This window comes from uncultured Marinobacter sp. (genome assembly GCF_963974375.1).
Lineage (GTDB): Bacteria > Pseudomonadota > Gammaproteobacteria > Pseudomonadales > Oleiphilaceae > Marinobacter.
Window position 1 is genome coordinate 1 of record NZ_CAXBDN010000112.1, and the last position, 12756, is coordinate 12756.

At 59.0% G+C, this 12756-nt stretch carries 10 protein-coding genes and 1 pseudogene; 7 read left to right on the plus strand and 4 right to left on the minus strand.

Annotated elements, in window-relative coordinates; all coding sequences use genetic code 11:
• Window positions 1-228: 228 nt before the first annotated feature.
• Window positions 229-612, minus strand: coding sequence for a DUF2237 domain-containing protein (locus AAC035_RS10985; protein WP_339803858.1), 384 nt, complete (start codon window positions 610-612; stop codon window positions 229-231).
• Window positions 613-707: 95 nt separating this feature from the next.
• Between AAC035_RS10985 and AAC035_RS10990 the strand changes: the two genes are divergently transcribed.
• From AAC035_RS10990 to AAC035_RS11000, 3 genes are all read left to right on the plus strand, one after another.
• Window positions 708-2969 (plus strand): ATP-dependent helicase, encoded by a 2262-nt coding sequence (locus AAC035_RS10990; RefSeq protein WP_339803861.1) that lies wholly within the window; start codon window positions 708-710, stop codon window positions 2967-2969.
• 51 nt (window positions 2970-3020) lie between these two features.
• Window positions 3021-3521, plus strand: a complete 501-nt coding sequence (locus AAC035_RS10995; protein WP_339803864.1) for a DUF4124 domain-containing protein — start codon at window positions 3021-3023, stop codon at window positions 3519-3521.
• 123 nt (window positions 3522-3644) lie between these two features.
• Window positions 3645-4784 (plus strand): OmpA family protein, encoded by a 1140-nt coding sequence (locus tag AAC035_RS11000; RefSeq protein ID WP_339803867.1) that lies wholly within the window; start codon window positions 3645-3647, stop codon window positions 4782-4784.
• A 47-nt stretch (window positions 4785-4831) separates the two neighbouring features.
• On the opposite strand, the gene AAC035_RS11005 is transcribed toward AAC035_RS11000, so the two are convergent.
• A complete protein-coding gene (locus AAC035_RS11005) occupies window positions 4832-6001 on the minus strand; it encodes a methyltransferase (protein ID WP_339803870.1) in 1170 nt (389 codons plus the stop codon).
• Window positions 6002-6197: 196 nt separating this feature from the next.
• On the opposite strand from AAC035_RS11005, the gene AAC035_RS11010 reads away from it, so the two are divergent.
• Together AAC035_RS11010 and AAC035_RS11015 are read left to right on the plus strand one after the other, a co-directional pair.
• Window positions 6198-7352, plus strand: coding sequence for a TAXI family TRAP transporter solute-binding subunit (locus AAC035_RS11010; protein WP_339803873.1), 1155 nt, complete (start codon window positions 6198-6200; stop codon window positions 7350-7352).
• A 115-nt stretch (window positions 7353-7467) separates the two neighbouring features.
• Complete coding sequence (locus AAC035_RS11015) at window positions 7468-9474, plus strand: TRAP transporter permease (protein WP_339803876.1); 2007 nt, start codon at window positions 7468-7470, stop codon at window positions 9472-9474.
• Between the two features lie 39 nt (window positions 9475-9513).
• Here the strand turns inward: AAC035_RS11015 and AAC035_RS11020 are convergent, their stop codons facing one another.
• A complete protein-coding gene (locus tag AAC035_RS11020) occupies window positions 9514-10335 on the minus strand; it encodes a polyphosphate kinase (RefSeq protein ID WP_339803879.1) in 822 nt (273 codons plus the stop codon).
• Window positions 10336-10420: 85 nt separating this feature from the next.
• Here AAC035_RS11020 and AAC035_RS11025 point away from each other — a divergent pair, with 85 nt between their 5' ends.
• Together AAC035_RS11025 and AAC035_RS11030 are read left to right on the plus strand one after the other, a co-directional pair.
• On the plus strand, window positions 10421-11227 hold the full coding sequence (locus AAC035_RS11025; RefSeq protein ID WP_339803882.1) for a TatD family hydrolase: 807 nt from the start codon (window positions 10421-10423) through the stop codon (window positions 11225-11227).
• A 45-nt stretch (window positions 11228-11272) separates the two neighbouring features.
• Window positions 11273-12481, plus strand: a complete 1209-nt coding sequence (locus tag AAC035_RS11030; protein ID WP_339803885.1) for an HD-GYP domain-containing protein — start codon at window positions 11273-11275, stop codon at window positions 12479-12481.
• Between the two features lie 5 nt (window positions 12482-12486).
• Here AAC035_RS11030 and AAC035_RS11035 read toward each other — a convergent pair.
• Window positions 12487-12756, minus strand: a pseudogene (locus AAC035_RS11035) (hypothetical protein); the annotation flags it as partial.

Below are 12756 nucleotides of genomic sequence, written 5' to 3' on the forward strand. Positions count from 1 at the left end.
CGGACAGTCCTCCGGAGGGCCACTCCACAGGCCCCGCGTCGGCGCCAGCCGGGCCAGAATTCCCTTCAGCAGAACCAGGCCCCGGGAGCGGTCGCCTTCAATCAGCACCAGCCGCCGCTCACCAGCCCGGACCAGGCTGACCTGCCAGTCCTGCCAGCCGCCCTCAGCGGTCATGGCCAGAGTCCGCCAGCTTCAGTGTGGTCATGGGTCAATGACGCCCCACGAATGTCAGCTCAGATCCATGGAATGTTTTTTCAGGTCAGCCAGCGCACAGATCTCCAGCGCGGCCTGATGGGTTGCCCGCAACCGGACCCGTGGCGCAACACCCGCCTCAAAAGCCTCCTGCCAGCGACCGGCACACAGACACCAGGCATCGCCCGCCTTGAGACCGGCAAAGCCGAACTCCGGGCGCGGCGTGCTCAGGTCGTTACCGGCCGCTTTTGAGAACTCCAGGAAATCCCCGGTCACCACCGTACACACCGTATGATTGCCCAGGTCATCAGGACCAGTATTGCAGCATCCGTCACGGTAAAAACCGGTCAGCGGGTCGCGACCACAAGCCTCGAGTTTTTCACCCAGTACGTTTACGGACTCATCTATGACCAGTGCCATCAGCTGCTCCTTCCTTTGCTTACATGGGAATTCGGAATGTGACCCATTATGCGGGATGGGTGACCCTGATGTCAGGGCCGGATTAGAATAGCGCCATGACCTTACCGCTCCCTGACTTTCTTACCGACGAACAACGCGCCATTGTCACGGCGGGGCACGAACACGCCATGATCACGGCCGTGGCTGGCAGTGGCAAAACCACCACTCTGGCCTGGCGCCTGCGCTGGCTGCTGGAACAGGGACATGATCCTCAACGCATGCTGGTGCTGATGTTCAATCGCAGCGCCCGAGTGGATTTTGAACGCAAGCTGCGAGACGTCACCCGGGAAGCCGGCCTGGCCCTGCCGGAAATCCGCACCTATCACGCCATGGGACTGAGGCTGTACCGGCGTTTTGTCCGCGAGGGTTACCTGCCCGGATTCTCCGACACCCTGCTGACCGATCAGGATATCCAGTACCAGGCCTGGCTGCTGACCCGACAGCTGGTGCCGGAGGAGCTGGCCGACGAGGTACGGCGCAACAAGAAAGAATATGTGGAGACGGCCACCTGCTTCATTGATCTGGTCAAGACCACCCTGTCGCCGGCAGAAATCGTGTTCGAGGAGCTGGGTTACAGCGACCGCCACCGTTACCTGATCGATCTGTTTCATGGCTTCGAGCAATGGCGCAAGGCCCGCAGCCAGATCAGTTACGCCGACATGCTCTATGAGCCGGTGATGGCCATCCACCAGAATCCGGCGCTGCAGCGACTGGTGGCCAACAAGATGGATCTGATCCTGGTGGACGAGTACCAGGACACCAACGAGATACAACACCTGCTGCTGCGCTACGTGGCCGGAGAGCGGGCCCGGGTGACGGTGGTGGGCGATCCGGACCAGACCATCTACGAGTTCCGCGGCGCGAAGCCGGAATTCATTCTGAAACGGTTCCGGGAAGAATTTGACGAACCGCAGCAGCACACCCTCAGCTTCAGCTTCCGCTACGGCCACCGGCTGGCGTTGCTGGCCAATCATCTGATCACTCACAATCAGAACCGTCACGACGTGCTGTGTCACGCTCACCCCGGCACGCCGGACACCACCATCGAATTGCACCAGAGCGAGAGCGACAGCCCGGTGGTGGTGCGGCTGCTGGAGGCTCTCACCGCAGAGCAGCAACAACAGACCGCCATTCTGTTCCGGGTCTGGAGTCAGAGTGTACCGGTGGAGCTGAAGTTACTGGCGCGTCAGATCCCCTACCGTATTGATGCCGGCAAGGGCGCCCTGTTCAGCCGGGAAGTGGAGGCCATCACCGGGCTGCTCCATGTGGTGACCGACAATCTGCCCGGGCTCACGGAGACAGACCGGCTCGACATTGCCCGCAACCTGTTGCGATTCCCCCACGTAGGTCTGAAAGAGCAGGAGCTTGGTCCTTTAGCCCGTTTTCTGGCCGGTTTCGACCACGGCTGGCACGAACGACTGCTGGCGCTGGAGTTCAATGCCCTGCCGCCCCTGGCGGCGCGCAAGCTTAAACGACTGGGCGAAACCCTGGCAGAATTGCGCCAATTCAAAGGATCCGTCGCACAGCTGGTTGCCCGTTACGCAGAGCAGACCGAGCTGTTTGAGGGCATCCGCAGCCTGGCCCTGACCCACGAAACCGCCACTGAGCGCATCGATACCGTTCAGGGCTTCTGCCTTTACCTGAAAGGCCTGGATATACCGGCGCAAGATGCTCTCGGTCACTTGCAGCAACTGCGCGCGGAGGCCAGTCGTGACAAACGCCAGGGGGTTCTGCTGTCCACCATCCATCGCACCAAGGGCCTGGAATGGGCGCAGGTGATTATCCCCGGCCTTCAGGAGAAGTACCTGCCCTACAGCCCCCGTAAACAGGACGACCTGGCGGCTTTTGTGGAAAGCGAGCGAAGGCTGCTGTACGTGGCCATGACCCGGGCCCGCCACCGCCTGCATCTGATCACCCGAACCGGTGGTCCAGCGCCGGCGGTCGATGCCGACCAGGGCCCGAGCCGGTTTGTCAGCGAGCTATGCTTTGGTGTCAGCAACCAGTTCGGACAATGGCTCGACGCCAACCGGAAAAACCCTGCTGCCTGCGCCGGGGAACTCACCGTCGACTATCCGGTCACCCCTGTAAGCCTGCGTTATGCCCGACGGGAAAACGTCACGCTGCAGGGGGCCAGCCAACAGGCCGAACCGGAGAGTGGTCCAGTCTGGGCAACACCACGACTCAGCCACGCCATTTTTGGCCACGGCGCCGTACATCATGAGGACGAAAGCTCCTTTGAGGTGGCGTTCGACAGTGGCAAGATCCTGAACTTCAGCAAGAAAAGTGCACACCTGTATTTCCGCCCGCTGACGGATTGAGCCATCAGCTGCGACCGGAGTCGCTGTTAACGATGGAAGGAGTAATACGTCATGGCCATTCACCTTACCCGACTCAGTCTGCTAGTCGGCATGCTGGTCGCAGCCCCGCCAATGACCTTGCAGGCCAGCGTTTACCGCTGCGAGACGGCTGATGGTGTGGTGTTCGCGGATCAGCCCTGTGGTGACAATGCCGAAACCGTCACCATCAGGGACAACCGCATCGGCGGCAGCTTCGGCGATAACCTGCCGCAGTTTCCGGCACCTGCCTCCGAAGACAGTGAGCAGGCTGCAACCCGAACGCCACCGCAGCCTGAGAGCCCTTGTCGTTACATTAATTCCACCAACCTGCGCACCTACCTGGCCCGCAATCAGGTGGTACAGGGGATGACCAGGGAACAGGTGGAGCGGGCCTTCGGCCGTACCTCTGAAGTCTACCCCACGCCACAGGAAACCTGGGTCTACCAGACCCGCTATTACGGTGCCCTTTACGAACTCACCTATGTCTACTTCCGCGACGGTTGTGTTGAACGAGTGGACTATCGCAAGCCCTGAAGCGACATTTGAACTTACGGTATTTGCGGATTGAGACCCAGCTCACATTTACTGTAGTCTCAACTCAAGGCATCTGGATAAAAAGACGCCACCGATGAACAAACCTTGCAAGGAATCAGCACTATGACAATCAGACGCACCCAGCTAGCAGCGGCCATGGCCGCAACACTGGCTCTGCCATTCGCGGCGCAAGCCCAGGCAGACCAACACCGGATTTATCTCAATCCATTTGCCGGCTATCAGCATTTTGATGATCAGCGCGATCTCGACAACAGCCCCGTCTACGGTGTGGGCCTTGAGCTGCGCATGGTGCCTCGCTGGGCAGTAGAGGCTGTGTTCACCTATTCCGAGCCAGACCAGAAGTACGTCGGCGGCAGTGCTACCTACCGCGAAGTGCGGGTCGATGGCCTGCATTACTTTGGCCAGCCTACTGATCGCCTGAATCCGTATCTTGCGGCGGGCTTTGGCCATGCTGACTTCGATAATGGCCCCGAACTGAACACCAAGGGCTCCTATCACGATGAAACCCAGGTAAACATTGGTGGCGGCGTACGCTACAACCTCAACGACCGGTTTGCGCTGCGCGCCGATCTCCGTGGCTTCCACGGCATCGACGAGAGTACCTTTGATGCCCGCGCTACTGTCGGCTTCAGCCTGGCACTGAACAAGGCCCATGAACCGGCACCCGCGCCAGCTCCTGCCCCGGCTCCTGCGCCAGCCCCTGAACCCGATGCCGACGGCGATGGCGTGCCGGATAGCCGCGATGACTGCCCGAACACACCAGCGGGAGCAGCAGTTAACCAGTACGGCTGCGAACTGGACAGTGACGGCGACGGTGTTGTGAACAGTATCGACCAGTGCCCTGACACAGCAGCAGGCATCCGTGTGGACGAGACCGGCTGTGAAGTGGTTACTCTGGAAACCATCACACTGTACGTGAACTTCCCGGTCGACAGCGCGCAGATTGGCGCACAATACGACGATGACATTCGCCGCATTGCGGATGCCATGGAAGCCAACCCGGAAGTGATTGTAGAGATTGCCGGCCACAGTGACAGCACTGGCGCAGCAGACTACAACCTGGATCTTTCCCAGCGTCGCGCAGAATCAGTCGCTCAGCGTCTGATCAGCATCTACGACATCGACGGTCGTCGGGTAAAACCTGTTGGCTACGGTGAAGCAGAGCCGGTTGCCAGTAATGAAACGGCTGCAGGCCGCACCCAGAACCGCAGGGTAGAGGCTCGCATCCAGATTCGTCGCTAAGTTATAGCTAAACGACATCTGAGTGCAGTAAACAACGCCGCAGTGGCTCACGCCCTGCGGCGTTTTTCGTTCAATACGGCATCCAGCAGCAGGTTTCTGGGGGTCAGCTGACGCTCACAGAATTCGCCCAGGCGCACCTGATAGCCGCTCTCCTCAAGAAACACGCCATAGTCGAGAACCATCCACAGTTCCAGCGGTCTCCGGAACAGATGACGGATCAACTCAAACCGGCGCACTTCCCGGTGCCTCACCCATCCCCTTGCCTCCCAGGTCCCGAAGTCCGGCTCCTCAGGCAATTCGATCCCACGGCTCTGCGCCGCCCACTGACAAAACTCCGGGAATCCCTGCTTTAACAGATAGGCCGGCTCTGATGGCACCGCAAGATACTCATCCACCCGTCGCAAGTCTCGCTGTAGTCCATCGAAACCCAGGCGCCAGGCACTGCGCAGCCGGGTCTGGCCCTGCTCACGGCGGGAGGCTGTTACCGTCTCCCGCACCGCCAGCCGCATCTGTTCCCGGTTCGGCTGAAGACGTTCGCTGGTTTGCTGAACTCTCACAGACAACGGCTGATGCAGACTGTCATCGGTAAGATGATAACAACAGGGCGAAAGACTGATACGGGAAACACCATGATGCACACCCTGGTGCAGGAATTGCCGGTGCAGGTCGCCACAGGCATGCAGGGCCACCAGTTGATCCGGAGGTGGATCCGGCCAGGGCAAGGGGTCCGCCATTACATCCTGGCATGCAATGCGGACGGGGTCGCCATAGTGGCCTGCCAGCCGGTTGCCATCCTGCACCAGCCCTGCCTGCCACTCATAGCCCGCCACAGAGCCTGCACCGGCCGCCGCCAGCGTGCGCGCCAGATGTCCCTTGCCACAGCACCAGTCCAGCACCTGCCCTTCCACCGGGACCAGCTGACCCGCAAAGAAGCCCGCCTGCAGGCGCTTGCGCCCCGGCATGTCGCGGGCACGGACTTCAGGTAACGGGCAGGCCGGCGCGTTCATCCCGGTCAATGCCAACAGGTCCCAGTACTGATCAAATTCCGGCAGCCAACCACGCAGATGGGCAACCAGCTCACGGGGGTTGTTTTCCAGTGCCTCACAATGAGCTTCCGAGAGTGACAATACCCAGTCGTAAAGCGACGGCTGGTGTATGGTCCAGTGCGGCCGTGTCTCAACAAACGGCACCGGTTGCCAGAATTCACGGAGTTTCATCAGCCAGTGGTCAAGTTGACGCCAATGGTCATACTGTATGGAATCAGACAAGATTTTCGCTCAAAGTATCGTTGACAGGTCACCGGATGACTGTCTATTTTAAGGTACAAGAAACAGAATCATGTTTCGCAGAGTAAAACAAAAGATCAAGAAACATCCTTGCTGACCTAACAAAGACAACAAGAAGGATTTAACCATGTTACCTATCGCACGGCCATTACTGGCCCTTGCCATTGCCACCGCACCACTGCTCTCAGTGGCAGCCGAGAACGTCGAGTTGCCAAACACTCTTGCCATGACAGCGTACGGCACCGGTTCCGCCGGCTACAGCCAGATGGTTTCCATCGGTAACCTGCTGCAGAACGAGTATGGTACCTCCGTTCGAATTCTGCCGGGCGAGAATGACGTCTCCCGGATGACCCCTCTGAAGACCGGTCGGGTGCCCCTGTGTGCCTGCGGTATCGCAAGCTACTACGGCTCTGAAGGCGTATTGATGTTTGCGGATAGGGACTGGGGCCCACAACCCATCCGTGTCATTACCACCTCCATCGCCAGCTTTGGCCTGAGCATTGCCGTGGCTGGCGATATTGGCGTGGAAACTCCCTACGATCTCAAGGGCAAGCGTATTTCCTGGATTCGTGGCGACGACGCCCTGAACCTTGGCACCGAAGCCATGCTGGCATTCGGCAACCTGACCTGGGACGACGTCGAGCGGGTTGAATTCCCCGGCTACGGGCGCGCCTTTGAAGGCATTATCGCCAACCAGAGCGATACCGCGTTTACCGTGAGCGTAGCACCACCTCCGCAGCAACTGGCCGCCAGCCCCCGCGGCATCACCTGGCTGAAGCTGGATCCCGAAGACAAGGAAGGCTGGGCCCGGCTGCAGAAAGTGGCCCCGTATTTCCAGCCCCATACGGTAACCAGCGGCGCCAGCATCAGCAAGGATGAGCCCTGGATCGGATCAAGCTATCCCTACCCGATCCTGGTGGCCAACGCCGATTCCGACCCGAAACTGGCCAGCAGCCTGATCCGGGTGTTCACCGAAGACCATGACAAATACAAGGATGGCGCTCCGGGCAATGCCGGCTACAACATCAATAACCAGAATATGCAGTGGGTAATTCCATTCCACGATGCGGTAGTGGATTACTACAAGGAAATCGGCCACTGGACCGACGAGATGCAGGCTCACCAGGACACGCTGGTCAAGCGTCAGGAAATCCTGATGGAAACCTGGAACACCTTTGTCAGTGACAACCCGCCTTCGGACCAGGATGCCTTCCGCAGTCGCTGGATGGAAGTTCGCGCTGAAGCTCTGGAAGCGGCCGACATGAACCCGGTCTTCTTCTGAAACAGTCGTTCAACGCTCTGACCTAACCGGCCACGCCCGTGGCCGGTTATTTCCGCCAGTCTCCAGGTCTGGCGACTTTCATCTGCTCGCTGTTCGTCTTCGGAGTTTCACACTCATGAGTTCAACCCAGGCAAGTACCCCTCCGGAAACGGTTAAACCGGAACAGATCTCCGGTATCCGCACACTCAGCGGATTCTGGCTATGGGTACCAAGGCTGGCGACTGTCGCCCTTACCCTGTTTACACTTGATTATCTGTTCAACCTGCAACTGATCAACATCATCACCCAGGTTGAAAGCCAGTTCTTCTACACAGTGGTGGCATTGATGCTGCCGCTGGTTTTTCTGCTCTGGCCCATGCATCGGTTTTCCACCCTCGATCGGGTGCCCTGGTACGACGCCCTGCTGTTCGTTGCGGCGGCAGGAATCTGCGGTTTCTTTGTATTCAATGCCGAGCAGATACTGGATCGCGGCTGGGAGTATGCCGCCCCCCGGTATGCAGTGGTCATGAGCTTTCTGTTCTGGATCACTGTGGTCGAAGCCGTGCGCCGGGCCGGCGGCCTGCCGATCGCCATTATCGTGGGACTTGCCAGCCTTTATCCCATCTTTGCCGACGTCATGCCGGGCCCTATCCAGGGTTTCCCTTCATCGCCTGAGCAGACCGCCATCTACCTTACCATGAGCCGTGAAGGCATCATGGGCATTCCGTTGCAGGCCTTTGCCAACCTGGTGATCGGTTTTCTGTTGTTCGGTGTGGCCCTTCAGCAGACCGGCGGTGGCAAGTTCTTTATCAACCTGGCCTTTGCGCTGCTGGGCCACGTCCGGGGTGGACCTGCCAAAGTCGCCGTGTTCTCCAGCGGTCTGATGGGCTCCATGAGTGGCAGCGTGATCACCAACGTCATGACCACCGGCGTCATGTCCATTCCCGCCATGCGCCGGGTTGGCTTCAGCCGTTCCTACGCCGCCGGTGTTGAGGCCTGCGCCTCCACCGGTGGTGTTCTGATGCCACCGGTTATGGGTGCCACCGCCTTTATTATGGCGGCGTTCCTGAACATTCCTTACGGCACCATTGCAATGGCTGCTGTGGTGCCCTCGGTGCTCTACTTTCTGGGCCTGTTCATCCAGATCGACGCCTACGCAGCGAAACATAACCTCAAGGGCCTGCCTGCCGTTGAGCTGCCTTCTATCAAGCAGACTTTGAAAGAGGGCTGGTACTTCATTTTCGTGTTTGCCTTGCTGATCTGGCTGCTGTTCTTCCTGCGCCGGGAAGCCACGGCGCCGTTCTTTGCCACCGCATTGCTGCTGATCATCAACCAGATCCTGCCTTACCAGCGCTGGGGCTGGCAGGAAGTGAAGAACTTTTTCTCCGCCTCCGGCAAGCTGTTTGCCGAGCTCATCGCCATTCTGGCCGGTGTCGGCTTGCTGGTGGGCGCACTGTCAGTCACCGGTCTTTCCGGCACCATTGCCAATGACCTGATCTTCCTGGCCGGTGGCAATACCCTGGTACTGTTGATGATGGGCGCACTGACCAGTTTCATCCTGGGTATCGGTATGACCGTTACAGCGGCCTATATTTTTCTGGCAGTCGCATTGGCACCCGCGTTGATCAACGGTGGCGGCATGGATCCTCTCGCCGTGCATCTGTTCATCCTGTACTGGGGCATGCTCAGCTTTATCACCCCGCCGGTGGCTCTGGGTGCGTTCGCAGCGGCTACGGTGGCCGGAGCCAGGGCCATGGAGACCGGGCTGCAGGCCATGCGTCTGGGCAGTGTTATCTACTTCATCCCGTTCCTGTTTGTGCTCAATCCTGCGCTGATTTTCCAGGGCAGCTGGGATGAAGTGGTGGTGGTCATCACCCAGGCCCTGTTTGGCGTATTGCTGATTGCAGGAGCCATGCAAGGCTACCTGCTGGGTATCGGCAACCTCTCTGCCAACCGGCTGCTGGAATGGCCGATACGGCTGGCTCTGATTGCCGGCGGCATGCTGCTGGCGATACCAGGCGGCGGCCCGGTACCACTGACCAATCTGGAGCTGTCCCTGATCAGCGCGGCACTGATTATCCCGGCACTTGCCCTGGCCTGGCTGGCGATAAAACGTCAGAGGCCGGATCCGGCAGCGGCCTGAGCCTGTATGGGTCACGGCTTGTCCGGGCCGTGACCTGACTCATTCCGGCGCAAGCAGTTTACGATACTGCCTGAGCACATTTTCATCTTCCGCAGGATAATCCGGAGCAAGGTTCTGCAGCTGCTCCGCGACAATCTCCGCGACAATGGCCCGCGCCACCGGCTTGCGATCACCCGGGATAATCAGCCAGGGTGCTTCCGGGCAGTGAGTGGCCGCGATCCCCTGCTCCACCGCCCGCACATACTCATCCTGCCGGTTCCAGGCATCAATGTCCGACACGTCGAATTTCCAGCGTTTGCGGGGCTTGTCAAGACGCTTGATCAACCGACGACGGTGCTCGTCCCGGGACATCTGAAGCCAGACCTTGATCACCGTGGTGCCTTCGTGAACCAGGTGCTGCTCAAACGACCGCAAGGCTGCGTACCTGGCCTCCCAGTTGTAGTGATCCGGTGACCTTACCGGCCACAGCCGCTCAGCCATTACCGCTTCATGATGGCTACGGTTAAAAGCCACCAGCTCACCAAGTGCGGGCAGCAGGGGCACCACCCGCCACAGAAAATCGTGCCGGATTTCGTCACCCCTGGGCCGGCCAAAAGACCAGGCGTGAAAACCGGCCGGGTCCATGTAGGTGGCCAGTGTCCGGATCAGGCTGTCTTTGCCACTGGCATCGAGGCCATGGACAATCAGCAGGACTGCCTTGCGGTTATTGGCCCAGAGCCGGCGCTGGTATTCCCCGATGGATTCCAGTGCCGGCTCCAGCACCGGAACAACTGCATCGTCAGCAAGATCACTGGGATAAGCATCAAGTTCTGGCCGGTCTGGATCATAGAGATAGGACTGGTTGAACGAAGTGGTCAGCATGGTCAGCCTTAGTGTCTGGATTGACGGTGGGAGAGCCTGCACCGGTAGTGGTAAACTGGACCGGAATTCCATCAGGTTAGCAGTTATGAGCCAGAAGAGACGCGAGATTCCGGTTTTTGATCACCCGATCATCGAAACCCATTGTCACCTGGATTATCTAAAGGATCAGCCCCTTGACGATATCCTGAGCCAGACCCGGGCTGTCAATATCGAGAAGGTAATCACCATTGCCGTTTCACCAGCCAACCTCGCCCGGGTACGTGAGCTCAGCCGGCAACAGCCCTGGCTGTATGGTACCCAGGGGATCCACCCTCACGAGGCAGAAAGTTACAGTGATGCCTGTGAGGCAGAAATTCGCCAGCACGCCGATGACGACAAAATTGTCGCCATCGGCGAAATTGGCCTCGATTACTATTACGATAATGCAGACCGGAACGTGCAGCGGGAGGTGTTCCGGCGTCAGCTACAGATTGCCTGTGACCATGACCAACCGGTGGTGATCCACAGCCGCGATGCAGACGAAGATACCATTACCATTCTGAGCGAGTTCGAGCATACCCTGAAACGGCGCGGAGTGATTCACAGCTTTACCTCCGGGCCCGGACTGGCCCGCTATGCGCTGGACCAGGGCTGGTGTCTCGGATTCAATGGCATTACCACATTCAACAAGGCCGAGAACGTTCGCGACATCGTGCGGATGGCGCCCATCGAGCAGATACTGCTGGAAACCGATGCGCCTTTCCTGACCCCGGTTCCCTATCGAGGACGTGAAAACGCACCGTTTTACCTGCCCTTTGTGGCGGAGAAAATTGCGGAAGTGAAAGCGCTGCCGTTGGTGGAGGTAATCAGAACCACCTATCAGAACAGTCTCCGTACATTTTTTCCTGTCTGAGCAGGCTCTGCCTGACGGTCACCTGTTGTCAGAGGTTCTCCGATCATGATCAAACGTATTCCTCTGACGGCACTCCGGGTCGGCATGTACATTACCGATCTGAACAACGACTGGATTCCCCACAACAATAACCGGCGCCGGGGATTCATACGCAACGAACAGATCCTGGAAAAAATCGCGCGCCTGGGTGTTGAGTACGTGTACATCGACACCAGCAAGGGCACCGACTCACCAGATGCTGTGCCTGCAACTGAAATCGATCGTCACAACGAAGCACAACTGCAACAGGCCGGCGCAGAGCCCCCGGAGCCGTTCCGACGTGCCGATTTCCAGGATGAGGCACTGATTGCCCAGGCCATCCACAAACAGGCCCAGGGGCTTGTGGGTGATCTGATGCAGAGCGTCAAGCTCGGCAAGGCCATTGATATCACCCCCATGCACGAGCTGGCCAGTGACCTGCAGGGATCCGTGTTCCGCAATCACAACGCCCTGGCCTGCCTTGGCCGCATCCGCGAAAAAGACAACTACCTGCTGGAGCACTCGGTCAATCTGAGTGTACTGATGTCCATTTTCGGAAAATCCCTTGGCCAGTCTGAGTCAGCACTGCATCAGCTCATTGTCGGCGCAATGCTCCATGACATAGGCAAAATACTGATTCCGGACGGGATTCTCCACAAACCGGGACGGTTGACTGACGAGGAGTTCGGTGTGATGAAACAGCACGCCGCTCACAGCCGGGACATTTTGCTGACCACACCGGGCATCGGCGAACTGGCAGTGTTAACCGCCGCCGAGCACCATGAAAAGCTCGATGGCAGTGGCTATCCGAACGGTCTGAAAGGTGACGAAATTTCTCTGCAGGGCCGGATGGCGGCCATTGCCGATGTTTACGATGCCATTACCAGTGACCGGGTATATCATAAGGGCATGACGCCAACACAGGGTCTTAAAAAGCTGCTGGAATGGAGCGGCAGTCACCTGGATCCAAAGCTGGTTCGCCAGTTTATACGCTGTCTCGGTCTGTACCCCGTGGGCTCTCTGGTATTGCTGGAGAGCGGACGTCTGGGCGTGGTGACGGAGGGCAACGAGGACGATCAGCGCTTGCCGGTGGTACGCATCATGTATCACACCCGGTTCCGGATGCCGGTGACAGTGCAAACACTGGACCTGTCGAAGCCCGGCACCCAGGATCATATTCTGCGGGCCGTGGATCCGGATGAGTACCGCATTGATGTCCGGAAGTTCCTGGTCTGATCACCTCAGGCTGGAGCAAGACCCGCAGACCCGGCAATGGCCTCGGCATTCTCAACATCCAGCCCCATGCGACTGAGCAGGCGCCGGCATTCTTCGGATCTGCCCGCACCATTGGCCATCATCCAGGCCGCCCGCATCAGTACCCGGTCGCGATCGGTGGTGCCGCGGGGTAACAGATAACAGGCGCCAATCAGATTCCTCAGTGGCAAAGGCAGACGCCAGGCGACTTTCAGGACATTGCCCAGTGGGCCACTCCACTGCGCCATGGCGAGATC